This window comes from Rhizobium sp. 2MFCol3.1, assembly GCF_000377565.1.
In the GTDB taxonomy this organism is placed as follows: Bacteria; Pseudomonadota; Alphaproteobacteria; order Rhizobiales; family Rhizobiaceae; genus Rhizobium.
The window spans coordinates 83125-108490 of sequence record NZ_KB898371.1 but is presented as its reverse complement, the minus strand read 5'-3'; the positions used below and the strand labels follow the sequence as shown (position 1 = coordinate 108490).

24 protein-coding genes and 1 riboswitch are annotated in these 25366 nt (G+C 62.6%); of the genes, 11 read left to right on the top strand and 13 right to left on the bottom strand.

The window, feature by feature from the left end; genetic code table 11:
- Nucleotides 1-122: 122 nt before the first annotated feature.
- Nucleotides 123-413 (bottom strand): hypothetical protein, encoded by a 291-nt coding sequence (locus D460_RS0126800; RefSeq protein ID WP_018901696.1) that lies wholly within the window; start codon nt 411-413, stop codon nt 123-125.
- A 188-nt stretch (nt 414-601) separates the two neighbouring features.
- Here D460_RS0126800 and D460_RS0126795 point away from each other — a divergent pair, with 188 nt between their 5' ends.
- Complete coding sequence (locus D460_RS0126795) at nt 602-1393, top strand: hypothetical protein (protein ID WP_018901695.1); 792 nt, start codon at nt 602-604, stop codon at nt 1391-1393.
- Between the two features lie 42 nt (nt 1394-1435).
- Here the strand turns inward: D460_RS0126795 and D460_RS0126790 are convergent, their stop codons facing one another.
- A complete protein-coding gene (locus D460_RS0126790; protein ID WP_018901694.1) occupies nt 1436-2203 on the bottom strand; it encodes a TfuA-like protein in 768 nt (255 codons plus the stop codon).
- Between the two features lie 176 nt (nt 2204-2379).
- Here D460_RS0126790 and D460_RS0126785 point away from each other — a divergent pair, with 176 nt between their 5' ends.
- From D460_RS0126785 to D460_RS0126765, 5 genes are all read left to right on the top strand, one after another.
- Nucleotides 2380-4320: a hypothetical protein gene (locus D460_RS0126785; RefSeq protein WP_018901693.1), complete on the top strand. Its 1941-nt coding sequence runs from the start codon at nt 2380-2382 to the stop codon at nt 4318-4320.
- 26 nt (nt 4321-4346) lie between these two features.
- The gene (locus D460_RS0126780) at nt 4347-4565 is read left to right on the top strand and encodes a hypothetical protein (RefSeq protein ID WP_018901692.1); all 219 of its coding nucleotides are present in this window, start codon (nt 4347-4349) and stop codon (nt 4563-4565) included.
- 306 nt (nt 4566-4871) lie between these two features.
- Nucleotides 4872-6371 carry an aminotransferase class V-fold PLP-dependent enzyme gene (locus D460_RS0126775; protein WP_018901691.1) on the top strand — a complete coding sequence of 500 codons (1500 nt, stop codon included), beginning with the start codon at nt 4872-4874 and terminating at the stop codon, nt 6369-6371.
- Entirely contained in the window at nt 6358-7236 is an 879-nt protein-coding gene (locus tag D460_RS0126770) for an MBL fold metallo-hydrolase (protein WP_018901690.1), read from the top strand. The genes D460_RS0126775 and D460_RS0126770 overlap by 14 nt, the downstream gene beginning before the upstream one ends.
- A 4-nt stretch (nt 7237-7240) precedes the next feature.
- Entirely contained in the window at nt 7241-8023 is a 783-nt protein-coding gene (locus D460_RS0126765; RefSeq protein ID WP_018901689.1) for a sulfite exporter TauE/SafE family protein, read from the top strand.
- Nucleotides 8024-8027: 4 nt separating this feature from the next.
- Here D460_RS0126765 and D460_RS0126760 read toward each other — a convergent pair whose 3' ends face one another.
- A complete protein-coding gene (locus tag D460_RS0126760; RefSeq protein WP_018901688.1) occupies nt 8028-8948 on the bottom strand; it encodes a DMT family transporter in 921 nt (306 codons plus the stop codon).
- Nucleotides 8949-9183: 235 nt separating this feature from the next.
- Here D460_RS0126760 and D460_RS0126755 point away from each other — a divergent pair, with 235 nt between their 5' ends.
- Nucleotides 9184-10053, top strand: a complete 870-nt coding sequence (locus tag D460_RS0126755; protein ID WP_155947863.1) for a sugar phosphate isomerase/epimerase family protein — start codon at nt 9184-9186, stop codon at nt 10051-10053.
- 5 nt (nt 10054-10058) lie between these two features.
- On the opposite strand, the gene D460_RS0126750 is transcribed toward D460_RS0126755, so the two are convergent.
- The 3 genes from D460_RS0126750 to D460_RS0126740 form a co-directional block, all read right to left on the bottom strand.
- On the bottom strand, nt 10059-10484 hold the full coding sequence (locus tag D460_RS0126750) for a hypothetical protein (RefSeq protein WP_018901686.1): 426 nt from the start codon (nt 10482-10484) through the stop codon (nt 10059-10061).
- Nucleotides 10481-10735: a hypothetical protein gene (locus D460_RS0126745; RefSeq protein WP_018901685.1), complete on the bottom strand. Its 255-nt coding sequence runs from the start codon at nt 10733-10735 to the stop codon at nt 10481-10483. The genes D460_RS0126750 and D460_RS0126745 overlap by 4 nt, the downstream gene beginning before the upstream one ends.
- A gap of 82 nt (nt 10736-10817) precedes the next feature.
- Nucleotides 10818-11699: a sugar phosphate isomerase/epimerase family protein gene (locus D460_RS0126740; protein ID WP_018901684.1), complete on the bottom strand. Its 882-nt coding sequence runs from the start codon at nt 11697-11699 to the stop codon at nt 10818-10820.
- Between the two features lie 128 nt (nt 11700-11827).
- On the opposite strand from D460_RS0126740, the gene D460_RS0126735 reads away from it, so the two are divergent.
- The 3 genes from D460_RS0126735 (at nt 11828) to D460_RS0126725 (ending at nt 15480) form a co-directional block, all read left to right on the top strand.
- Complete coding sequence (locus tag D460_RS0126735; RefSeq protein ID WP_018901683.1) at nt 11828-13318, top strand: GMC oxidoreductase; 1491 nt, start codon at nt 11828-11830, stop codon at nt 13316-13318.
- Nucleotides 13319-13335: 17 nt separating this feature from the next.
- Nucleotides 13336-14394 carry a Gfo/Idh/MocA family oxidoreductase gene (locus D460_RS0126730; RefSeq protein ID WP_018901682.1) on the top strand — a complete coding sequence of 353 codons (1059 nt, stop codon included), beginning with the start codon at nt 13336-13338 and terminating at the stop codon, nt 14392-14394.
- Between the two features lie 120 nt (nt 14395-14514).
- Nucleotides 14515-15480: a VOC family protein gene (locus D460_RS0126725; protein ID WP_018901681.1), complete on the top strand. Its 966-nt coding sequence runs from the start codon at nt 14515-14517 to the stop codon at nt 15478-15480.
- A gap of 34 nt (nt 15481-15514) precedes the next feature.
- On the opposite strand, the gene D460_RS0126720 is transcribed toward D460_RS0126725, so the two are convergent.
- The 7 genes from D460_RS0126720 to D460_RS0126690 all read right to left on the bottom strand — a co-directional run bounded on the left by D460_RS0126720 (nt 15515) and on the right by D460_RS0126690 (nt 24443).
- A complete protein-coding gene (locus D460_RS0126720; protein WP_018901680.1) occupies nt 15515-16078 on the bottom strand; it encodes a manganese efflux pump MntP family protein in 564 nt (187 codons plus the stop codon).
- 78 nt (nt 16079-16156) lie between these two features.
- A riboswitch (yybP-ykoY riboswitch) is annotated at nt 16157-16252 on the bottom strand.
- A 170-nt stretch (nt 16253-16422) separates the two neighbouring features.
- Entirely contained in the window at nt 16423-18186 is a 1764-nt protein-coding gene (locus D460_RS0126715) for an adenylate/guanylate cyclase domain-containing protein (RefSeq protein WP_026283582.1), read from the bottom strand.
- 143 nt (nt 18187-18329) lie between these two features.
- The gene (locus D460_RS0126710; protein ID WP_245267813.1) at nt 18330-19943 is read right to left on the bottom strand and encodes a penicillin-binding protein 2; all 1614 of its coding nucleotides are present in this window, start codon (nt 19941-19943) and stop codon (nt 18330-18332) included.
- Between the two features lie 260 nt (nt 19944-20203).
- Nucleotides 20204-20521 carry a hypothetical protein gene (locus tag D460_RS0126705; RefSeq protein WP_155947862.1) on the bottom strand — a complete coding sequence of 106 codons (318 nt, stop codon included), beginning with the start codon at nt 20519-20521 and terminating at the stop codon, nt 20204-20206.
- Nucleotides 20522-20697: 176 nt separating this feature from the next.
- Nucleotides 20698-21927, bottom strand: coding sequence for a cytochrome c (locus D460_RS0126700; protein WP_018901675.1), 1230 nt, complete (start codon nt 21925-21927; stop codon nt 20698-20700).
- The gene (locus D460_RS0126695; protein WP_018901674.1) at nt 21924-23690 is read right to left on the bottom strand and encodes a GMC family oxidoreductase; all 1767 of its coding nucleotides are present in this window, start codon (nt 23688-23690) and stop codon (nt 21924-21926) included. Before D460_RS0126695 ends, D460_RS0126700 begins: the two co-directional genes overlap by 4 nt.
- A 3-nt stretch (nt 23691-23693) precedes the next feature.
- Nucleotides 23694-24443, bottom strand: coding sequence for a gluconate 2-dehydrogenase subunit 3 family protein (locus D460_RS0126690; protein WP_018901673.1), 750 nt, complete (start codon nt 24441-24443; stop codon nt 23694-23696).
- 297 nt (nt 24444-24740) lie between these two features.
- Here D460_RS0126690 and D460_RS0126685 point away from each other — a divergent pair, with 297 nt between their 5' ends.
- Entirely contained in the window at nt 24741-25205 is a 465-nt protein-coding gene (locus tag D460_RS0126685; protein ID WP_018901672.1) for a MarR family transcriptional regulator, read from the top strand.
- The last annotated feature ends 161 nt before the right edge of the window (nt 25206-25366 follow it).

Below are 25366 nucleotides of genomic sequence, written 5' to 3'. Positions count from 1 at the left end.
CTGCCCCCCGATACGCACTGATCACTAAAGCAGAACATGCAAACTATCGCGCACTTAACATTAAGTTGCAATACGAAACGCTAACAAGTCCAATAAATGATACAGTTCGCGGCAAATCCGTCTCATTTCGGCATATGCGAATTCGTGCGTAGGATGTGCTGGGTTACATCCTCCTCGATGCCGGAACAGAGCCCTTCATATTCGCTGGTGCGCGCGAGGTCCCCGCTTCTGCGAAATGTCTCGAGCGCCACGGCGGCGATTTCGTAGGCTTCGAAGAGCTCATCGAGATCATGCGAAAGCGATGCGACAGCCTGCAGCCCCGCACGCAAGCCGGGCAGCTTCAACATCAGGCGCGCGAGGCCCCGCCGCGCCGTGTCGCTGGTCGTTCCGCCTGTCCCTCCCTGCCTGCTCATCGTCGTGAAGGCCTCCCCGCAAGGGTAATCGAGCCAGACTAGAGACAGTGCCGCGGCGTCGGAAGTACGCAACGGTAAACAACGCGACGTTACGCCAGGACGAGCGCGTTTACGCCGCCGTTTACCGTTGCGTACTCCCGCGCACGCGGCCCGCATGCTTCGATGGAGGCTCATTTCGGGAGAACGGCATGAGAAGCTTGATCGTCACCGCCCTCGTGCTCGCTGCGGGCGCCGCATTCGCGCAGGAACACCAGGAGGTCAACGACGCCAACAATCCGCTGACGCCGAAAGTCACGCTCAATCTCCACGACTATTACATCCCGAGCTTCATCGACACGCCGGGCAACCCCCACTCCAACCAGTTCCTGCTGCGCGGCCTGATCCCATCCGACATGTTCGGCCTCCCGGAGCTGTTTCGCTTCACGCTGCCGATCGCCACCGCGCCCGATATACCGAGCGGTTATGTCACGGGGCTCGGCGACCTGACGCTGATGGATATCTTCATCCTGCCCAAGCACGGCGATGTCACCCTCGGCGCCGGCCCGCTTGTGGTACTGCCGACCGCGACCGACACCTCGCTCGGTGCGGGCAAATGGCAGGTGGGTGCCGCGGGCGTTGTTGTCGCGCCACAGGATTGGGGCCTCCTCGGCGGCCTCCTCACTTACCAGACGTCGTTTGCCGGCGTCAGCGACCGCCCGGATGTCAGCCTTCTGACCCTGCAGCCGATCGTCAATCTCAACCTGTCGGATGGCTGGTACCTGCGGTCGTCGGCGACCTGGAACTTCAATCTCGAAAACGGCGCCAAATACATCCCCGTCGGCTTCGGCGTCGGTAAGGTGATCCCGCTCGAAAAGGGCATCACCATGAACGCCTTCATCGAACCGCAATACACCGTCTGGCACGACGGGCCCGGCGCGCCGCGCTGGCAGATCTTTGCGGGCATGAACTTCCAGTTCCCGATCAGGAAGCCGACGGAGTAAGTCCTGTCGGCCTGATGCATCCATCCGCGGATTCCGCGTCGCTCAGTCGCTATCGGGAAACTCCGCCTTCCAGAAATCCGTCGCCTGGAAGGTCCACTCGAACGTCGGCGTAAACCTTTTATCCGGCGTGCTCGCGACCGCCTCGATCAGCCGTTCGGCATCGCGAAGCTTGAGGTTGACGGCATGCTGGCGCAGCTGCGCCAGCACCGCCTCTGCACGCACGCCATCGCCTAGCGCCTTTCGCACGACAGACCGGCAGGTGCGGTTCTTGAAGAACATGTCGCGCGCCGCCGCCTGCAACAGATCGTGCTCCTCGGCGGTGATCAGCGACAGATCCAGGCACCGCGCAAGCGTCGCGCGGACGTTGACGAGCGGCTCGCTCAATGGACGAAAGCCCATCTCCGCCGGCGCGTGCGATTGCGCGACATCCGAATCATCCTCCAGCGCGCCCGAGGCATAGCCCTCGTAGATTTCGCCGATCCCCACCATGCCGAAGGTTGCACACTCGGCTGCCCGCAAGGCGCCCATGCTCGCGGCTCCGTAGATGTGCACGCCGTGCGAAAGGCCGAACAGTATCTCCTTGTGCCATATGGCCGGAACATGTTCGTAGATGCCGTCGATCAGCCCAACGACATTGGCGCCTTGCAGTACGGCCCGATAGAGATCGCCCTGCCGCGCCGGCGGGCGCAGTTCGTAGTCCCCGCTTCGTGGCAGATCCGCACTAAAGAGCGTCGGTCCGGCAAAGATCACTCGCATCTCGATCCCGATCTCATGTTGCACGCCCGAAAGACCATACGTTGTTTCGCGCATTCACTTGCAACCGCCGGCGTGTGACAAGCTGTAGGCGAACGCTTCCGAGCGCGAGGATATTGCAACCTTTGCGTCTCGCAAGTGCGAATGCAGCTGTTGAATGTCGGCGCGCATCGTGACAAACTGCTTGTTGGGACGAGGCGGCGCCCAATAAAAACGGGCTGATCAGGGGTGAAATGACGTTCGTTCTGGAGACCTTTGGAAAGCTGCGGTTGGCCGGCGAGGATGGCAATCCCATCGCCTTGCCCGAGAAGGGGCTTTTGCTGCTTGCCTACCTGCTGACCCTCGACGAGGGATCGGCATATCGAACCACGATTGCCCGCTTTCTATGGGGCGAAACGGATAACGGCGCTTCCGACACGACCTTGCGAAAGCTGCTGTCGCGGTTGAAGGCCTACCAGAGCGAGCTCGGTTCCAGCTTCGTGTCCTTCGAGGGCAGCACGATCGCGATCGACCGTGCTGTGCTGACGTCGGACATCCAGCTTGTCCGGGAAGACGAGGCCGCGGCGCCATTCGCGCGGCTGCGGCGGCTGGTCAAGCTGCTCGATCAGCCCTTCCTAGGCCCGGTCAAGATCCAGAGCCGGGAGTTCAAGAGCTGGGTCGTCGACGAGGGAAACCGGCATGTCGAGCTTCTCGAACGGACGCTGAGGGCAGCCCATGGCGATGCGCAGACCCGCGACGACGCGGAAGTGCTGCGCAAGGCAGCGGTCATTCTCTTCCGTTCCGAGCCGCAGGATCCGGAGACGCTGCAGCTATTGCTGAAGATCTTCAACGCCGAGCAAGACGTTGAATCGCTTCAAAATTATTTCGCGAAACGACGTGGCTCGATCGAGCGCGGCGCCAAATTCTCGGCATCCGACAAGGGTAACGGCGCCACGAAGGTCGCGGCCGAAGCGAAAGCGCCTTCCCGCAATGGTGCGGCCGCCGGCTTGGCCGCCGAAGCGGGCAGCATCGCCCGTGCGATCCCGCGTCTCGTGCTGCTTCCACCGAGCAACCAGACGGTGAGCCCGGATGCGGGCCTCATCGCCTCGTCGCTGATCGAGGACATCACCATCGGCTTTTGCGCCTTCAACAGCCTGCGAGTGATCGCGCCCTACTCCGCGGTCCAGGTCGGCCACAATGTAGAAACGCAGGCCGCCTTCTTCGAGCGCCAAGCTGTCAACTATGTGCTGGAGACGCGCATCAGCGGCAGCGGCGACGACGTGACGCTGTTTGCCCAGCTGATCTTCGTCGACGACGCGCAGGTTCTGTGGGCCGAACGCTTCGGGCTGCGCCGTCTCGATCTGCTGCGCGACAAGCGTGCGATCTCGCGACAGATCGCGCTCTCCGTCTCGCGCGAAATCGCCCGCCATGAAGAGCAGCGCGCCGATATCGAACTCAATCCCGCGGCCTATCACCGCTATCTCGCCGGCAAACGCGACATGGCCAGGATGACGCTTCCCAATCTCCGGCGCGCGCGCAAGGAGATGAAGGCAGCGCTTGCCGCGAGCCCCGATTTCGCGCCGGCGCTGAGCGCCATGGGACGCACCTATTCCAAGGAGTGGCTGCTCACCGCGCGCGGCGATATCGAGCTCCTGAAGCAGGCGGAGAACCTCTCCCGGCAGGCGATCGAGAAGCGCTCGGACTTCGCCGATGGCTACCGCGAATTCGGGGTCGCCAAGCTGCTGCAGGGCGACTTCGACGAGAGCGCCGAGGCGATGGAAGTCGCCGAAGCGCTGGCGCCGCATTATGCCGACGTCATCGCCGACCACGCCGACACGCTGGTACACTGCTCGCGACCCAGCATGGCGCTGCAGAAGATCGAGCGGGCGATCGAGCTGAACCCGCTGACCCCTGACATGTATCTCTGGACGGCGGCCGGCGCCAACTACGCGCTCGGTGAATTCGGCTCGTCGATCGACTACATCGGCCAGATGTCCGACCCGAGCCTGGCGGATCGCCTGGCGGCAGCCAGCTGGGCGATGATGGGGCATGCCGACAAGGCACGCATTCTCGTGCGCCGCGTGCGCGAGGCAAACCCGAATTTCGACGTCGATACCTGGCTGGCGGCAGTCCCCAGCAAGGAGCAATGGCATAAGGACCTCTACCGAGAGGGCCTCAAGAAGGCAGGCTTTTAACAGTTCATCTTAGAGGGAAAGAGAACATGAGCGCAGTCGTTGTCATCAGCATCACCGGCGAAGAAGGTCTTTGGGTCGCCGATCTCCGCGCGGGAACCGTCACCCCGCTCGATCCGCCGGCGGGCAGCAAGCTCAAGGAGGTCGCCGATCTCCGCAAGAGCGGCACGTCGATCACGAAGGACGTCAATTTTGCCGTCGTCGTGAAGTCCGCCAAGGAAGCCGCGTCCGGGCATTACGAAGGCTAATCCGGGCAGGAATATCCAAGTTCGCCAGTTGGTCGGCGCCTTGTCTTGCGCAAGGCGTCGGCTTTGTCGTGCGCGTTGTTTGCGGGGGTGCTCCGTCCCGTTTCCGGCAATCCGTCATCCTGAATCGCCGCCGTTTCCGCTTAGCCAAATCGAGGCCATTGGCTTAGTCATATCAAAATAAGCGCATATCCTCTCGGATTAGATCATTTGATCTAACTTCAGCCAATTCTGCCTAAAATCAGGTGAGTTTGCTCGGCCCGTTCCAGATTACAATCCACGTCGCCATCCCCAGCAAGGAGAACGCCCGTGGAAACCCCTCGCCTCGCCCCATCGCAGACAGCGACAGCATTGTCGAAATTCCGCGACGGTCTCGGAGGCGCCGATGTCATCGCCGCTCTTCGCGACGGGCTGGTCGGAGCGAAAGCGAAGATATCCGGTCCCTACGGCGATAAGAACCTCGTCTACGCCGACTATGTCGCGTCGGGCCGGGCGTTGCACCAGGTCGAGCGTTTCGTTCTCGAAGAGGTTCTCCCCTATTACGCCAACAGCCACACCGAGGCCTCCTATTGCGGTGGCTTCATGACCCGCATGCGGCGCGAAGCCCGCGGATTGATCGGCGGGTTCTGCGGCGCAAGTGCTGATCATGCCGTCATCTTCACGGGCTCCGGCGCGACAGCGGGGATCAATCGGCTGGTCTCGCTGTTCGGCGTGACGGACGCGATTGCGGCGGGCAAGTCCGTTCGCGTCGTGATCGGCCCCTACGAGCATCACTCCAACATCCTGCCCTGGCGCGAGAGCGGCGCGGAGGTCGTCGAGATCGCCGAGCAGGCATCGGGCGGCCCTGACATTGCTCTGCTCGAAGCAGCACTACGCGATGGCGACGCGGATATCACGATCTGCACCCTCTCCGCTGCCTCCAACATCACCGGCATCACCAGCGACGTCGCGAAGATCACCGGCATCGTCAAGGCCGCCGGCGCCAGGATGATCTGGGACTACGCCGGCGCCGGCCCCTATGTGCCGATCGCCATGTCACCGGCGCCTGATGCTGAGATCGACGCCATCGTCGTCTCACCACACAAGTTCATCGGCGGCCCCGGCGCTTCCGGTATCCTGATCGTGCGGCGGGACGCTGTCTCGGCGACCAAGCCATCATGGCCGGGTGGTGGCACGGTGAAGTTCGTGTCGCCCACGACGCATGACTATAGCGACAGCCTCGAGGCCCGCGAGGAAGCCGGCACGCCGAATGTCGTCGGCGACATCAGGGCGGCACTCGCCTTCATCGTCAAGGACGCAATCGGCACGCAGGCGATGGCCGAGCGCAATAATGCGCTTGCGGCGCGTGCTTTCAGCGCCTGGAGAGATATCGAGCGACTGGAAATCCTTGGCCTGCCAGGCCCGGACCGTCTGCCCATCTTCTCGTTCCGCGTTAAGGACGGCAAGGGCGGCTATGTCCATCAGCAGCTGATCACGCGCATGCTGAGCGACCGCTTCGGCATCCAGGCGCGCGGCGGCTGCGCCTGCGCCGGGCCTTATGTCCACCGGCTGCTCTCGATCGACGATCAGCAGTCGGAGGCGATCCGGCAGGCCATTCTGTCCGGCGACGAGATCATGAAGCCCGGCTTCATCAGGTTGAATTTCAGCGTCCTGCTCGATGACGTGAAGGTCCGTTTCATTCTCGATTCCGTCGCCCAGATCGCCGCTGACGCGACCGCTTTCGCAGCGGATTACGATTTCGATCCGAGCCGGGCGATCTTCTTCCCGCGCGCGGCGGCCACGGAGAGCACGGTCTATGCAGCAGCCTGAGGTCGCCGGCTTTCACGATGTGCGCACGGGCAGCATCCAGTATGTGGTGTCCTGCCCGACCACACGCAAATGCGCCATCATCGACCCCGTGCTCGATTTCGACGAGAAGTCGGGCTCGACGGCAACAACGAATGCCGACCGCCTGCTTGATCATATCGCGCGCCATGACCTGACGCTTGAGTGGATCCTCGACACGCATCCGCATGCCGACCATTTCTCCGCCGCCTCCTACCTCAAGAAACGCACCGGCGTACCGACGGCGATCGGCGAGCATGTCGTGCAGGTGCAGAAGATCTGGAGGGAGATTTACAACTGGCCCGACCTCGCCTGCGACGGATCGCAATGGGACCGGCTGTTTTCTGAAGGCGACACCTTCAGGATCGGCGATCTCGAAGCCCGCGTGATGCATTCGCCCGGTCACACGCTGGCGTCGATCAGCTATATCATCGGCGACGCCGCCTTTATCCACGACACGCTCTTCATGCCCGATAGCGGCTCGGCGCGGGCGGATTTTCCAGGCGGCAGCGCCGATAGCCTGTGGACGTCGATCGAGCGCATCCTGGTTCTCCCCGACCAGACCCGGCTTTTCACCGGCCACGACTACATGCCCGGCGGACGCGCGGCCTTGTGGGAAAGCTCGGTGGCCGAACAGAAGCAAAAGAACCCGCATGTCGCCGGTCGTTCGCGCGCCGCGTTCATCGAGATCCGGGAGGCCCGCGACAGAACCCTGCCGATGCCGAAGCTCATCTTGCATGCGCTGCAGGTCAATATCCGCGGCGGCGCGCTGCCGGAGCCCGAGGCCGACGGCCGGCGCTATCTGAAGATCCCGCTCGACGCCCTGCCCGGATCGGTCTGGGGGAGATGACGCCGTGGATGGATCGCTCCAGCATGTCCTTTTCGCGCTCGGCTCCGGCTCGCTGGTCGGCTGCACGCTGGGCCTGATCGGCGGCGGCGGATCGATCCTCGCCACCCCGCTTCTGATGTATGCCGTCGGCCTGCGCGACGTGCACACCGCGATCGGAACCGGCGCGCTTGCCGTCTCCGCCAATGCCTATCTCAACCTCGCCGGCCACGCCGCCAAGGGCCACGTCTGGTGGCGCTGCGCGCTGATTTTCGCGGCCGCCGGCGCGCTCGGCGCCTATCTGGGGTCGAGCCTCGGCAAGCTCGTCGACGGCCAGAGACTGCTCTTCATGTTCGGCTTGCTGATGATGTTCGTCAGCTTCGCCATGCGCAAGACCCGCACCGCTTCCGAGGTCACCGCCCACTCGCTGACCATGGCGGTGCATGGCAAGACGACCGCCATCGCGTTGCTGACGGGCATGTTTTCAGGTTTCTTCGGGATCGGCGGCGGCTTCCTGATCGTGCCGGCGCTGCTGCTCGCAACAGGCATGCCGCTCATCAACGCCGTCGGCACCTCGCTTATGGCCGTCGGCACCTTCGGTCTGACCACCGCCGCCAACTACGCCACATCAGGTTTGGTCGATTGGGCGACCGCCGGCTATTTTATCGCGGGCGGCATTGGCGGCGGTATCATCGGGACGATCGCCGCGACGCGGCTTGCCGACCGGCGCAACACGCTGGCGACGATCTTCCGCGGCGTGATCTTCGCCGTCAGCCTTTATGTGCTGTGGCGCAGCTACATGGCACTTTAGCCGTTCAGGGCCGCTCGGCGATCCCCGAGCCGGAGGCCGGATTGTTCTTTGACTGCGCGCGGTGCTCCCGCCACATGGTGAAGAGACCGGCGCCGACGACGATCGCCGAGCCGAGCAGCATGTTCCAGCTCAACGTCTCCCCGAAGAACATCACCGCGATCACCGCGCCCACCACGAGCTGAAGATAGGCGAGCGGCTGCACCTCGGAGGCCTGCAAAGAGTCATAGGCGCGGATCAGGCAATAGTGGCTGACCGTGCCGCAAACGCAGAGTGCTGCGACCATCGGCCAGTCCGAGACGGCGATCGGCGTCCAGTAGAAAGGACCGAGCAGCGAGATCGCGACCGCGCCACCGACGGCGGTATAGGCGAGGCTCGTGAAAGTCGAATCGTTGCTGCTGACTGCTCTCGTCGCCACGCTATAGGCCGCGAACATGGTGGCGCAGGCGAGCGGCAGCAGAAGATAGAGGCTGAAGGCGCCACCGGTCGGGTTGATGATCATCAGCACGCCGAACAGCCCGGCGACAACGGCAAGCCACCGCCGCCAGCCGACATGCTCGCCCAGAAACGGGATCGACAGGATGGTCACGATCAACGGCGTCGACTGGAAGATCGCCTGGGTGATCGCAAGCCCGGTATGCGCCAGGCCGAACACGAACAGCGCGATCTCCGCGACCAGCAGCACGCCGCGCATCACCTGCATCAGCGGATGCTTCGTGACGAAAGCGCCACGCACGCCGCCGGGCTTGCGCATCGCCAGCAGCATCACGAAGGCCGCGAAAGCCCAGAAGCGGATCATCGTGATCAGGATCGGCGAATAGCGTTCGCCGAGATATTTCGAGAAGCTGTCCTGGACGGCGAAGATGAAAACCGCAGCCAAGGTGAATAGGTAACCCTGCAGCTTGGGGCTGCTACTTTTAATGTTCATCGTCTCCGGCACCGCGTCTGCTCGCTATGGCCCTGGACTAGTCCAGCCCGTGCCGTCGCTCAAGCCACGAAACCCGCCAAATCGGGCACATGTTCATGTTTATTTTGCACTGCGGCATGGCCAGACAAACACTCACCGCACGAAGGTCGAAGATGGCGGCAAGAGGCGTTGATGACCTGCGGGTTCAATGACATAGTGCGGCCCACGCATCCATTTTCCGAGCAAAGACATTAGCATGACCAATCCCTCCGCCTCGCCTTCCCAAAAAACATCGCAGCCCTCTCGCCCACTGGCGAAGATCAGCCTGAAATGGTCGATGATCGAGGAGGACAGCCTGTCCATTCTCGAAAAATTCCAGCTGCTGCGCGACCTTGGCTTCGATGGCGTCGAGCTCGATTCCCCCAACGACTTGCCGTCCCGCGAAGTGCTGGATGCACGCGACAAGACCGGCGTCGCCATTCCGGGTCTCGTCAACTCCATGCACTGGAAGAGCCCGCTGACCGATGCCGATCCCGCTGTCCGTCAGGCCTGCGTGGACTCGATGATCACGGCGCTTGATGATGCCAAGCTCTACGGCGCCGATACCGTGCTCTTGGTGCCCGGCGTCGTTCGCAACAGCCCGACGACCTACAAAACGGCCTATAGCCGCGCGCTGGAGGAAATCGCCAAGATCACCCCTTACGCAGAAAAGACGGGGGTCTCCATCGCGCTCGAAAACGTGTGGAACGACTTCCTGCTCAGCCCGCTCGAAGCCGCCGCTTTCGTCGACGCCTGCGACCATCCGAAAATCGGCTGGTATTTCGATGTCGGCAATGTGCTCCGCTATGGCCGCCCCGCCGATTGGATCGAGGCGCTGGGTCACCGCATCCTGAAGATCGACGTCAAGGAATACAGCCTCGACAAGATGAACAGCGAGGGTCCGTGGAAGGGCTTCGAGGTCGAGATCGGCGATGGCGACTGCGATTGGGCGGCGGTCAACCGCGCGCTCGCCGAAGTCGGCTATTCCGGCTGGGCCTCCATCGAAGTGCCCGGCGGCGATCGCCACCGGCTGGCCGCGATCAAGGAGCGGGTCGATCGCATATCCACGTTGATGGCATCGGCCTAATTTTGCTAGCGCTTGGCGAAAGCCACCCGGCCCCTCTTCATCGTCTCATGAAGCTTGGCCTTAATCAGATCGAAGAGTTCAGGCGGGATCATTCCATAATGATAGCGGTTGGGATCGGACGGTAGCGTCCTGAGATGGATGCCAGGCCACTCGAACCGATTGACCTCGCTGACGCGAATCCAGTTGGCGTCGTCATCGAGGCCGAGTTGGCTGCGCAGGTCCGCCGGAACCTCGATCGAGAGGTCTTCCTCGCCAAGTTCGGGTGGCGAATGCGTGATCGGCACGACAATCGTGTCATTGGTCCGGGAGTGATACACGACAATGGCACAAGGCCGATCCTTGCTACCCAAAGCGAAGCCTTCGCTCTTTTCCTTGTCCCACAGATAATTGTATCGGATGACAAGGCCCGCAACCGGCGTCGGGTAACTCACTCGGAAACTTTTCCGTATTCGGAGTTCATGATCAACGCCATGGTTTCGTCATCCATGTCGCTGACCCGTATCACCTCGCGCTCACGCCTTATCATGTCGTGATAGTGGCTAAGTTCCGCGGCGGACAGAAAGCCTCCGATCGTGCGGTCATGAGCGGTGATCTCAATGACCCCCTCCGACTGCACGCGCTCCCTGAAGGTCGTGAATTTGCGAGCGAATTCCGTCGCAGACACTTTCAAAGCTTGAGTCATGACACATCGGCCTCCATGCAAATGTGTAAAATACGTATTTTACACATTTCGTCAAGAAGGCCGCCGATCGCAGCCCGCAATCTCAGCCCTTGAGTTCGGCAAACAACCTGCGAGCGTTGGCAAGGCCAGTCTGGCAGCCATAGAGCGTTGGCTCGTTCCCTTCATATTCCAGCGAGACGAAGCCGTCGTAACCCGAATCTACCACGCTCTTCAGAAGCGACTTCACCGGCACGTCGCCGAAGCCGAAGACGGAGCCGCGGATAAACTGCCCGTTCAGCGTCTCCAGCCAGCCCGGCCCCGGGCTCTCGGCGCGCACGTAGAAATCCTTGATGTGCACGAAGCTCGCATGCGCGATCGACGCGCGCGTGCCGGTCACCGGGTTTTCGTCGACGCAGAGGAAGTTGCCGACATCGAGCGTCATCTTGAAGTTCGGACTGTCGACGGCGTTCAGCAGGCGCTTGACGCGCTCGCTGGAGTTCATGAAGAAACCGTGGTCCTCGACGCTGGCGATGACGCCAAGGCGCTCCGCATGGTCGGCCACCTCGCGGCAGGCATCGACAATCATTGGGAAGGCCGTCTCGAACTGCGCGGCATTCGTCGCCCGCAGCGACCACGGCACGACATCGTGGCGCAGGAAGCGGACGTCGAGGCGGTCGCAAAGCTCGACATAGCGCTTCACCCGGTCGATCTGCGCCCGTCGGTCGTCGCCGATGAAGTTTCCGGCGATGCAGAGGCCGGAGAGCGGAATGCCGGTCTCGGCGGATGCCTTGCGCAGGCGCTCGATGCTCTCGTCATCCTTGATCAGCTCGTAGTTCAGGTCGTCGCCACCTGGCGCGATCGACAGCGTCGCCAGCTCGAGGTGCTCGCCGCCATTGTCCCTGAGCCAGGTGAACAGGTCCTCGATCTGCATCGAACCATCCAACATCAGCGGGCGGAAACTGTAGGAACTCAAACCGAACTTCATGGGGACTCCTCGCGATCTGTGGCGTCACCATCGGAAACGCGGTTGAGACTGTCAATATCGAGATTGACAATCACCGCGATACATCCTTGTTTGTTATCAAAGAGATGAAGTGCATGGAGCATGCGGGAATGGCAATAAAGTCTGCAGACGTCGTCATTGTGGGAACCGGTCCGACTGGCTCGGCCTATGCCCGGGTCATTCGTAACGAGTGGCCCGAAGCGCGCATCGTGATGGTGGAGGCCGGGCCTCAGATCCTGCCGAAGACAGGCGCACATCTCGACAACGTCGCCGATCTCGACGAGCGCGGCGCGCTTGAGGTTCTCGCCCAGGGCGGCGACCGCAGCCCGCGCATGCCGATTAACAAGGAAGAATGGGAAGCCCGCCGCGCCGGTGGTTTCGACGGCTCGCTGCTGCGCCGCTCTGGCCTGTTCATCGCCAATGACGGTGACCCGCAGGACGAAAACCTGTTCGCCGGCTTCTCGGCCGCCAATGTCGGCGGCATGGGCACAAAATGGTCGACCGGCACGCCGGTGCCGTCCGAGATCGAGCTCGTACCCTTCATCCCAGCCGGCGAGATGCAGGCGGCGCTAGCGACTTCCGCCAAGCTTCTCGGCACCAACACCGATCCGAATGCCGGCGACCCTGCCGCCATTGCACTGCGCGAACGGCTCGGCGCCGTCTTCAATGCGGGCCGCACGCCCGACCGCTTCGTTCAGCCGATGCCGCTCGCGGCCACGCCCGGCCCCGACGGCCTGCATTATCACGGCACCGACGTCGTCCTCGGCGATCTCGTCGATGAGCCGGCCGAGCGCTTCTCCATCCTGAAGGAGACCGCCTGCCGCCGCGTCATCCATGATGGCAAGACCGTCACCGGCGTCGAGCTTGCCGGCACGGGTTCCGGCGACACTTTCGTGGTCAACGCCGGCACCGTCGTCGTCGCCTGCGATGCGCTCCATTCTCCTCAGCTTCTCTATGCATCCGGCATCCGCCCGGAAGCGCTCGGCCGCAACATCAACGACCACTACATCGTCTCGCAAATTTCCGAGATGGACACCGATGTGCCGATGAAGGCGATGAACTGGATTCCGGCCACCAAGGAGCTCCCCTACTCGGTGACAATCGCGCCAGCCAGCCTGCACAGCATGCCGCGTTCGGGCGATATTCTGGGACAGCCGATCGGAATGGGCGTCTTCGTCTCTTCCGATATCAGCCCCGACAACCGCGTCACCTTCGACGACACCCGCACCGATTGGCTCGGCCTGCCCGCCATATCGATCCAGTGGCGTCAGTCGGAAGGCGACAAGGCGCGCCTCGAAGACGCGAAGAGCCTCGCGGTGAAGATTTCCAACATCATCGGCCGGCCCGCTCCTGGCTTTGCCACCTTCGTGCAGCCGGTGGGCTCGTCGCTCCACTTCCAGGGCACCATCCGCATGGGTGAGGCCGACGATGACACCAGCGTCTGCGACAAGACGTCGAAGGTCTGGGGCTTCGATAACCTCTATGTCGCCGGCAACGGCGTCATCCCCACCGCAACCGCGACCAATCCCACCCTGTTCTCGGTCGCCCTTGCCAGCATCGGCGCCCGCGCGATTGCCGAAGCGCGCCGGACGGCGGCCTGATAAACGAGGCGAATGTCATGACAAATCCAAAGCTTAAAGTCCTTGTGGTCGGCCTCGGCCAGATGGGCAAGAGCCACGCGCTCGCTTACCACGCGCATCCCGGCTTCGAGATCGTCGGCCTCGTCAACCGCTCAACGCCGACGCTACCGGAAGAGCTCTCCGGCTATCCGCTGCGTAACGACTATGCCGCCGCGCTCGCCGAGTTCTCGCCAGACGTCGTCTCCGTCGCCACGCATACTAACACACATGCCGACATGGCGGTCGCAGCCCTTGAAAGCGGCGCCCACGTATTCGTCGAAAAGCCGCTGGCCGCCAATGTCGCGGATGCGGAGCGCGTCGCCGCCGCCGCCAAGGCCAATAGCCGCAAGCTCGTCATCGGCTATATCCTGCGTCACCATCCATCGTGGATGCGCATGATCGCCGAATCGCGCAGCCTCGGCGGTCCCTACGTGTTCCGCATGAACCTCAATCAGCAATCGAGCGGCGCTGCATGGGACATTCACCGTTCCATCATGCAGACGACCTCGCCGATCGTCGATTGCGGCGTGCATTATGTCGACGTCATGTGCCAGATCACCGATTCCAAGCCGGTAGAAGTGCGCGGCATGGGCGTCGGTCTGGCGCAGGGCCTTCCCAAGGGCATGTATAATTACGGTCACTTCCAGGTGCTGTTCGAGGATGGCAGCGTCGGCTGGTACGAGGCGGGCTGGGGACCGATGATGTCGGAGACGGCCTTCTTCGTCAAAGACGTGATCTCGCCCAACGGCTCGGTCTCGATCGTCATGGACGAAGGCGCAAGCTCCGCCAGCCTGGACGCCCACACCAAGACGTCGCGCCTGCGCGTCCACCACGCGGGAACCGATGCTGCGGGGGCGTTCACCCGATCGGACGACTGGCTCGACATGCACGACGAGCCCGATCACCAGATGCTGTGCGACCGCGAGCAGGATTTCGTCTATCGCGCCATCACGGAAGATCTCGACCTCGCCCGCCATATGGACGACGCCGTCACCTCGCTGAAGATCTGCCTTGCGGCCGATGAAAGCGTGCGCACCGGCCAGGCCATCAAGCTCTGACGCCTTAGAGCCTTTCCTGGTTAGACGGACGGCCGGCTCACATAGTTTTGACTTGATGAACCGGCCAGAAGGCCCGATGCGGTGGTGGGGAATAAACACGCCAGACACCGGATCGTCTCAATGGTCATCAGCCGCCGTCACTTGCTGCAACTCGCGGGCGTGAGCTCGCTCGCAGCCGCATTCAATCATGCCGTCAAGGCCGAAGCGGGCGCGATGCCGGCGTCAGCCGACTTGCCTTATGGCGTGACCACCGCCGCGCATATCAAGAGCGCAGCACTTCGCGTGCGCGACCTCCCCGGCATGAGCCGTTTTTATCAAGACACGCTGCGCCTCAAGGTGCTCGCAGAAAGCGCCGACGAGATCATGCTCGGCGTGGAGAACGAACCGCTGCTCTACCTGACCAGCGTGCCGGACGCCGGCTTCGAGGATCCGACCTCCGCCGGCCTCTTCCACATCGCCTATCTCATGCCGACGCGGCTCGATCTCGCGCGCTGGCTGGTGCATGCCGCTTTCGCCAAGATCCCGCTCGACGGCTTCGCCGATCACAGCGTCAGCGAGGCGATCTACCTGACCGACCCTGAAGGCAATGGCATCGAGGTCTATTCGGACCGGCCGCGAGACAAGTGGCAATGGAAAGACGGTATCGTCACCATGGGCACCAACGAGCTCGATATCGATGCGATCGCCGCGCTGACCGATATGTCGAAGGACACATATGACGCGGCACCCGAGGGGCTGCGCATCGGCCACATCCATCTGCGCGTCGGCGACGTTGACGAGGCAAACGGCTTCTACCGGGATCTGCTCTGCCTTGACACCACCAGCGCCGAGCGCGACAACGCCGCCTTCCTCTCGTCGGGCGGCTATCACCATCACGTGGCGGTCAACACATGGCGCAGCGCCGGCGCCGGCGGCCGCGACAGCTCCAAGACCGGCCTCAGCTGGTTTTCGCTGACGGTGTCGGAACCCCTGCTCTATGAAAAGCAGATCAAGCGCTTCAACACGGCCGGCATCGGCGGCCATGTTCCCGGCGGCTATATCGCAACGGATCCCTGGGGAACCGAGGTCCGGCTGATCAAGGCCTGACGCCGCTTCGCTGCGGCGCGTCTACCTGATCGCCTCAGCCGGCCATCAGGTGTTCGTAGAGAATGGTCGAGCCGAGAATGATCAGCGCGACGCCGGCCACACCCTCGGCATAACGACCGAAACGCTCGCCGATCAGGCGTCCGACCAGCATCCCGCCCGACGCCATCAGGAAAGTGGCGGCGCCGATCGCCACCGCGATGACAAGAATGTTGACCTCCAGGAAGGCCAGCGAGACGCCCACGGCCATGGCATCGAGGCTGGTGCCGATCGCGGTTGCGATCAGCATCGCAAAGGACATGCCTGGCTTCTTTTCTTCTTCCTGCTCCTTGCTCATCGCGGCCCGAAGCATGTTGATGCCGACCGCGGCAAGCAGGCCGAAGGCGATCCAGTGGTCGACCGCCGTCACGAAGCGGGCAGCGGCGACACCCGCCGCCCACCCGATCAACGGCGTGATCGCCTCGACGACACCGAAGACGACGCCGGTGCGCAGCGTCTCGCTGAAGCGCGGGCGACCAAGCGCTGCACCCCGGCCGACGGAGACGGCGAACGCGTCCATGGACATGCTGAACGCCAGCACGATGATCGATAGCAATGACATGGTTGAACCCTTCAGGAGATTCGTAGCTGAGCCAATTCACCCTGTTTTGGCCAGGTGATGTCCGCCACGGTCTTGCCGAGCCGATCTCGTCGGCCGAACGCGCCACGTGCTCTCGCACGAGTATGTTGACACGCTCCCGCCCTCAGGCGGTGGCTACTCCCCGATGACCGCTGGGTAGGCGACCCGCCTCTTTCTGTCAACAATCAAAGCGGAAAAGAAAACAGAAAAAATCGCTGCTTAACAATGACTTGCAAGTGCATCTTCCAGTTTTTAATGCAGTTGCGAAGCATTCGCAGAATGGGTGCGTTCATCTGCATAGTGGCGGCAGCCCAGACAGGGGCAGCTCACCGCTCGGGCAGGCCAGCCTTGCGCAATCCCTCAGCCATCTCATCCGCCCACCTTGGCACAGCGCGAAAGACCGGCCGGGTGAGATAGCGCTCGATCGTGAAATCCGGCTCTGCAATCAGCAACTTCGCAGCCGCCCAGCGCGCCGTCTCCTCATCCCCCTGCATCGACGCCCAGGCCGTCATCATCCGGTACGGCCACGTCACATCGGGATGCCTGGTGACGACCTCCCGGGCGATCGACACCGCTTCGGAGAGAGAGCCTGCAAGAGCCAGCGCCAGCGCGAAGCCCATCCGCATGTTGAAGGCAAGCGGATCGGCCGGGCTAAGCGTCATCGCGCGCTCGAAGCGCTCCTTGGCGCGATCGGGCTCTCCCCTGTAGCTTGCGACCCAGCCAAATCTCGCCCACGCCCAGGAGTTATTCGGATCGAGCGACAGCGCCCTCTCCAGATAGACCGCCGCGCGCGGCTGATCGCCACAATGGCTGATTGCTCCGCCGACCGCGGTCAGGGCCGTCGGGTCATCGTCGATCGCGCGCGACGCGGCATCGATGGCGGCAAGCGAGAGCGCGAGCTCCCGTTCCGGGTCATCGGTCCAGATGTAGCCGAGGTTCTGGGCGTGACACCATGCCAGAAACGCGTGCGCGCGACCGTAGGCCGGATCGACCGCGATGGCATCCCGAAGAAGCGGAATGGCACGCGCGATGCCGTCCTTGTTGTGGCCCCAGAGGTAGGGACAGGCGCGCATGACAAGGTCGTAGGCACGCAGGCTGCTCGGTGGCTTGCGCTTCGCCAGCTCGATTTCAGCGCTGCGGATGGCCGGATGGATCGCGCCCGCGACTTGCGCCGCAATCCGGTCCTGGAACTCGAAGAGGTCCTTGGTCATGCCCTCGTAGCGCTCCGACCAGAGCTGGGTCCGCCTTTCTGCATCGACCAGCTGGACGGAAATGCGCAACCGGTCTCCGCCGCGGCGAACCGTGCCCTCGACAACGTAGGCGACCCCGAGCTCCCTTCCGACATCACGGACATCGATGAACTTGCCCTTGTAGGTGAAGGCGGACTGGCGGGCGATGACGAAGAAGTCCCGGACACGCGATAGCGCCGCCGTGATCTCCTCAACGACGCCATCCACGAAGTATCCGTCGCTTGGCCCGCTGAGATTGTCGAAGGGCATGACAACAAGCGACGGCTGATCTTTGTCGAGGCGATTGGCGGACCAGGCCGAAGCCACGACCTGATCGTCGCCGGCCTCTTGCGACCAGTCCACGCGAAAGACGGAAATCGGCCGCGGTATGTTCTTCAGGACACGCTCGCCGAGGCTGGCAAGCGCAAACGGAACCTTGCCGTCGAGATGCTCGCGAACGGAGCCGGAGATTGAGATGCCCGACGGGCCGGCTATCTCCTGCAGGCGCGCCGCGATATTGACGCCGTCGCCGAGGAGATCGTCGCCTGCAACCACCACGTCGCCGAGGTTGATCCCGATGCGGAACTCGAGGCGCCGATCGGCAGGCAGGCCTTCGAAATGGCGGTGAAGCTGGCGCTGGATTTCCACCGCGCACCTTGTGGCTTGAACCGCGCTGGGGAACTCCGCGACCAGCCCATCGCCGGCGCTGCCGAAGACGCGTCCGCCGTGCTCGACTACCAAGTCCGCGATATGCCCATGGCACACATGGAGCGACTGGAGGGTGCGCTCCTCGTCAAGCGCGGCAAGCCTGCTGAAGCCGACGACGTCGGTGCACAGGATGGCTGCAAGCTTTCGATCCATCGCGACGGCCGCTCCTGCAAGGACAAGATTGTTGCATGGATATGCGCGCATTCCCTGCAACAACCCTACATCCGCTCGCAGCCGAAATCCATCGTGGCGCCTTGGAGGCCGGCGGCGCGTCCCCCCAGCCGTCTTCTTGCCGCTCAGTAGTCCGCCAGCAGATACTCCGCATCCGGGCTTCCGAAGCGTGGCGCGACGCCGAGCAGTGGCCCGGCGCGGCCGATGATGGACTTGATCATCGGGGCGGCCGTCGAGGCCGCCGTCCGGCCGCCATGCTCGCCCGTCTCAGGCGCATCGATAATCGTCAGCACGATGTATTTCGGCCGGTCCATCGGAAATGCGGCGACGAACGCGTTGAAGTTCTTGTCGCTCGCGTATCGACCATCGACGACCTTGTCGGCCGTGCCCGTCTTGCCGCCAATGTTGAAGCCTTCGACCTGCGCGCTGCGGCCGGAGCCCTTGATGCCGTTCCAGGTGTAGAGGTAGCGCATATCCTGGCTCGTCTTGTCGCTCAGAACGAGCTTGGCAATGTCGCCCGCCTGCTGGTAGCTGCGCGGCAGGAAGGTCGGGGGGAGAAGCTTGCCGCCGTTGATCAGCGAGGCGGCGGCGACGGCCGTCTGAAGCGGCGTCGTCGCGACACCGTGGCCGAAAGAGATCGTCACCGAGTTGATCTTCTTCCAGGTTCGCGGCTGCGTCGGCGTCGCAACGCCCGGCATTTCCGTCTCCATCTTGGAGAGGAGCCCCAGCTTGGTCAGGAACTCCCGGTGCCGGTCGATACCGACCATGTCGGCAACGGCGGCGGTGCCGATGTTCGAGGAATACTGGAAGACCTCGGGGATCGAGAGAACGCGGTTCTTGCCCTTGAAGTCCTTGATGATGAAGCCGCCCATGCGGATCGGCCGGGTGGCGTCGACCATCGAGTTCAGGTTGATCTTGCCTTCATCCAGGCCCATCGCCAGCGTGAAGCTCTTGAAGGTCGAGCCCATCTCGAATGTCGCGTTGCTGATGCGGTTGAACCAGCCCTTCTCGTATTCCTTGTCGACCTTGCCGTTCGCAAGCGTTCGCGACGGCTGGTTGGGATCGAAATCGGGAACCGACGCCATCGCCAGAACCTCGCCCGTCTCCACGTCGAGAATGACGGCGCCGGCGGCCTCGGCCCGGTATTTGACCATGGCTTCGGCGGCCACCTCGCGCACGATGTTCTGCACCCGCAGGTCGATGGAGAGCTTCACCGGCTCCAGCGGCATGTCGCTCGTCAGCCCGGCGGCGCGAAGGTCGAGCAGCCCCTGCTGGTCGAGATATCGTTCCATCCCCGCAACACCACGATTGTCGATATCGACATAGCCGAGAACGTGGGCGGCCGTATTCCCACCCGGATAGAACCGCTTCTTCTCCGGTCGGAATCCGACACCCGGGATGCCCAGCTCGAGGATCTGGCTCTGCTGGCGCGGCGTGATCTGCCGGCGCAGCCATGCAAACCGTGACGATTTCACGGAAAGCTTGGCATAGGTCCCCCGCCGATCGAGATCGGGAAAGATCGTGGCGAGCTTTTCCACGGCATCATCGACATCGACGATCTTGTTGGGCTCGGCGAACATCGAGACGGTGCGAACGTCGGTTGCCAGCAATTGCCCGTGCCGGTCGAGAATGTCGGGCCGCGAGGCCAGCAGCTTGTCGGATGGCAGGATGCCGGATGTCGCCTCTGGATCGCGAGCCCCGTATTCGACGAGCCGAGCGGCACTGGCCGTAAAGCCCATGACGAGCGCCAGCGCGACCAGAAGAACGCGCGTCTTGCCCTGCCTGTAGAGATCGACCTTCTTACGGCGTCCCTTGTTGAGCGCCGAGACGTTGAGATGGCCGCGGCGTTTCGCGAGGATGATTTTCGATACGAGGGTCATCGTGCGCGCGCTCCTGGTATCCGGAGATATCGCGGCGAGGCAGACAGGCTCTTGGGTGCGTTGACGGCTAACAACATCGGGGCTCTCTCTCGAGCAGCCCTGATATCGTCAGGAGATCGTCAGGCTGCTCTGGCTAGTGAATCGGGACGGGAAAGAGCGCCGCCGGCGATCGGCGGCCGATACATGGGATCGAGCGTCCGGCCTTCGAGATGGATCGGGAGATTGGGGTGGTAGCTTATGTCGGCGAGTTCCCAGGCGCTGGGCCAGGCATCGACAGGCGGCCGCCGCGTCCAGTGCTCGGCGTCATGGATATGGCTGACGTCGCGGCTGTCGTCACCGGAGAGCGCATCGCCTTCGGTGATGACTTCGGTCTGACAGGGTGCTGCGAAGGAAGCGCTCGGAAGGCAAAGCTGCGCACTGCCGATCGTGGTCAGCATGATCATCACCACAATGAGGATGCGCCGAATCATCTTCTACCGAGTAAGGCTTCGTTAACGCTAACAAGCCTAGCGCCAGAACCTTACCCAATTCTCAATATTTCAGACGACGCGCATGCAGTCGGGGCCAGTCGTTGGCAGTCGGGGTCGGCAAATCGATGCCGACCCCGTTCATTTTATTCCTGCAGGCTCTCGCGCAGCTTGGCGACATCGCTTTCGGAAACCGCCGGAGCGGCGTTACCCCAGTCGTTTCGGACATAGGTCACGACGTTGGCGATATCCTTGTCGGATAGGTTCCACGCGAAGGATGGCATGGAAGGCCCGGTCGGAGCCGCATGCGTCCCGCCCGACTGGCTGCCGGCCAGTACGGCCCGAATAAGGTTGGTCGCGTCGTCGCCATTGACGAGCGGCGCCTTGGCAAGCTGCGGGAACAGCTTCGGTATGCCCGCCCCATTAGGCGTGTGGCATGCTGAGCAACGGTCGGCATAGATCGCGGCGCCCGCGACCATCCGTCCGTCCGTGGCCGGGATAGGCTGCGGCACGGCCGCCGACTTCGCATCGGTGTCCTTCAGATAGTTCGCCACGGCCTTCAGGTCGGCATCGGTCCAATGCTGGCTCGATTTCTCGACTTCCTCTGCCATCGGCCCGGATGCGATGTCGAAGCGGTTGGCGCCGGTCTTCAGATAAGCGACGATGTCGTCTTCCGACCACGAGCCGATACCCTTGTGGTTATCCGCCGTGATATCCGGCGCATACCAGTTGTCGAGGACACCGCCCTTCAGGAACTCACCGCCATTGTCGCCACCAAGCATGTTCTTCGGCGTGTGGCAGGTGCCGCAATGCGCCAGACCCTGAACGATATAGGCGCCACGGTTCCATTCCTCGGACTTGGACGCGTCTGGCTTGTAGACGCCCTTGTCGAAATTCATCGCGTTCCAGACCGAAAGGCTTGCGCGAACGTTGAACGGGAACGGCAGGAGATTGGTCTCGACCTTGTTATGGACCGGTTCCAGGCTCTGAAGATAGGCGAAGATCGCCTCGTTGTCCTCTTTCGTCACCTTCGTATAGGCCGTGTAGGGCATGGCTCCGTAAAGGTGATAGCCACCCCTGCCCTCGCCTTCGGACATCACCTTCTGGAACTCCTCGGGCGTCATCCGTCCGATACCCGTATCAGGGTCAGGCGTGATGTTGGCGCCGACAAGATCCCCAAACGGGGTCTTCAGCGTCACGCCCCCGGCAAAAGGCTTGCCTCCGGGAGCGGTATGACAGGCGGAACAGTCTCCGAGCGTCGCGAGGTAGCGGCCCTTCTGGATCTGCTCGAAGGAATCTTCGCGGGGGGACTGCGCCCCGGCGGATTGGGCGGCAAGTGTCAGAGCACTTGCTGCAATCAGAAGAACTTTTCTCATGCTTGCACCAGGGGGCCAGGGTTTTTCAGATACTGGTTGCGGATGGCATCGGCCGCCTTGAAGGCGAGCGCGCCGACCGTACCGGTCGGGTTGTAGCCGGGGTTCTGCGGGAATGCGGATGCACCGACGACGAAGAGGTTCGGGACGTCCCATGTCTGCAGGTACTTGTTGACCGAACTGGTCTTCGGATCCGCCCCCATGACGAAGCCGCCGACGACGTGCGACGACTGGTACGGCGCCGTGTTCCAATGTCCCTTCATCGGGTTTTTGACGATCTGCTTGGCACCCATCGCCTGCGCGATCTCGCCGACCTTGTCCGTGCAGTAAGCCGCCATCTTCAGGTCATTCTCGGGGAAGTCGAAGGTGATGCGCAGCAGTGGTCGGCCGAGATGGTCGGTATAGGTCGGATCGAGCGACAGGTAGTTGTTGCGCGTCGTGTAACTCGATGCCTCGCAGCCGACGCCGGCCGTCGAAAGATAGTTGTCGACGGTCGCCTTCTTCCATTCCGAGCCCCATTTCGGCGTGCCTGGTGGCGTTGGACGGTAGCCGATGGGAGCCGCTCCGATCGGCGTGATGCGGATGCTGCCGCCGCCGAAGAAGCCGAGGCCCGAGTGGTCGAAGTTGTCGTTGTTGAACTCGTCGATCCCCATGCCGACGGCGCCGCCGCCGATGAAGGGATTGAAGTTCTTGTCGTCGAAGAACATCTGGACGCCGTTCGCCGTCTGGTAGGCATAGTTGCGGCCGGTGGTCCCGACATTGGTGTTCGGATCATAGGGCGTGCCGACGCCCGAAAGCAGCATCAGACGAACGTTCTCGAAGGTGAAGGCCGTGACGACCACCAGATCGGCCGGCTGTTCCCACTCTTCGCCGGACGAATCCACGAAGACGACGCCCGTCGCCTTCTTGCCCGTCGAATCGAGCGTGATCTTCAGCACCTCGGAATTGGTGCGCGCCGTGAAGTTGGACTTGCGCACCAGGGCCGGAAGGATGGTGGTGATCGCGCTCGCCTTGGAATAGTTGGCGCAGCCGTAGTTCGTGCAGAAGCCGCAGAAGGTGCACGGACCCATCGTGACACCGAGCGGGTTGGTATAGGCCTCGGAGATCAGCGCGGAGGGTACCGGGAACGGATTATAGCCGAGTTCCTTCGCCGCCTTGGCGAACAGCGTCGGGCCATAGGGCTGCCGCATCGGTCCGGTCGGATACTCGTTGGAACGCGGCCCCTCGAACGGATTGCCGCCCTCCTTGATCTCGCCGCGCAGATTTCCGGCTTTTCCGGAGATGCCGGCGATCTTGTCGAAGGCGTCGTAGAACGGCTCCATTTCGTCCCAGTCGGTACCCCAGTCCTGGAGAACCAGTTCTTCGGGTATGGCGTTCGCGCCGTATTTCTCCGTCAGGTGGCTCTTCAGCCGGAATTCGTCGGGCTGGAAGCGGAAGGTGATGCCTGCCCAGTGGTTGCCGGCGCCGCCAGTGCCGTTGCCGGGGTGAAAGGATCCCCAGTTGCGCATCGGCAGCGCCGTCTGCGAGGGATTGTTGCGCGCAGTGATGGTGTTCTGCGCCGTGCGCAGCATCAGTTCCTGACGCTGTGCGTAGCGAAGTTCGTCGGCAACCGACGCGACATTGAAGTCGGCCGCGGTGTCGCGCCATGGGCCACGTTCGAGCGCCACGACCTCGAGGCCCTGGTCGGTCAGTTCGTTGGCGATGATCGCGCCGGCCCAGCCGAGACCGATGACCACGACATCTGTGGAAGGAAGTTTGCGAGCCATGTTCTAGTTCCTTGCTGTCCATTCCGGCCGTCCAGCAATGCTGAGCGGCGGCAGGTCGATCTTCTCGTTGTGACGTTCGACATAGTCGCGATAGTCGTAGCGGGCGCCGGGGAAGCCGATCATCCGCCAGGAAACCATGTCGCGATTGCCGCCGTAGATCGGATCGCCAAAGAAACCTTCCATGGTGTTGGACAAGAGCTGGCCGAAGAACATCTTGGAATCGATACCGTCGAGCTTGATCTCGCCGCTCTCTAGGCCCTTGAGAACGGCGTCCTGGTCGGCCTCGCTGAGCTCAGCAAAGGCCTTCCCATTCGCGCTTCGACAGTGTGCGTTGATTGCCGCGAGACCGATCCGGTAGCGCTGCTGCGGCACGAGTTCGGACTGATCGCCCTGCTCCGGCGTTCCCGCCATGAACGGACCCTTCATGTAGAGGCGCTCAAACGTGCCGTAGGAGCCAGCCAGCTGCCGATCGATGAACACCGCACAGCCCGCATCCTTGCCGGAAACGCTCAAGTTGTCGGCGGGGATGATGCGCGACACCATCGCTTCGACGGCGGTCGCTTCTTCGGCCGTGAAGAAATACCAGCCGCCCGGTCCGAGCGTCTCGGGCGGATTGTAGTCAAAGGGCTTGAAGGGCGCCGCGCCGCGAATGATGGTTGCCCCCGCAGTGCCCGCCGCCGCGACGAAGAACGCCGCCGCGCTGCTTAATAGGAGCTTCCGGCGGCTAATTCCGGTGTGAGCCTTGTCAGTCATCGAACGACCTCTCTGTTACAAATTCAGGCGTGAATTGACAGGATCTGCGTGCAGACCCTGGAGATATGGCGTTCGCGCGCGCGGGGTCGATAGGTCGCGCAGGTGCCACCGGTCGAGATGCGCGCGCGGGCGCACTATTCAGAAAAGGATGATGAGCGGAGGGGAGCCGGCGAAGGCTCTCGCGCTTTTGCGAGGGTTTGTCGCGTCACATTTGCCTTTCAAATTGAAAGATAGTTTGCTAGCTGAATTTCAGCTATGACAGCATTTGAGTAATGTCAACTTCTGGGAGGATGAAGAATGACAATTTCCTACGAGGACATCCGTGAAGCGCCGGGCTTCCTGATCCGTCGATGCCACCAGATTTCAAACGCGATCTTCCTTGAAGAGATTGGCGCAGCAGACCTTTCGCCGACACAATTCTCGGCGCTCGCCACCATCAACTCATCGCCCGGCATCGACCAGACGACGCTCGGCGACGCGATCGCGCTCGATCGGTCGTCCGTGACAAAATGCGTGGAAAGGCTTCAGAAGCGCGGCCTGATTCGGCGCACCGTCAACAAGTCCGACAGACGAGCCCGGAAACTCTCTTCGACTCAAGAGGGCGCAAGCCTTATCCAGCAAGCCGGACCTGCCGCCATACGCGCTGGTGATCGTCTCCTTACGGCGCTGGATCCGGAGAAGGCGGCGATACTGTTGTCGCTGCTGAAGGAGTTGAGCGACAAGCTCAACGCTTCGAGCAGGTCGCCGCTCGACCAGGCATGACACGCTCCGATCGCGCGACCATCTCATCTGCCACTGGGACGAAAGACGTATGCGCAACTTGGGATCGCGCGGCCATTGGTCCTTCTTCTGCTTAGGCGGAAAGATCGATATGCTACCGCGATGAATGTCGTTTCAGTCAAACCGCCCCGTAGGATGTTGCG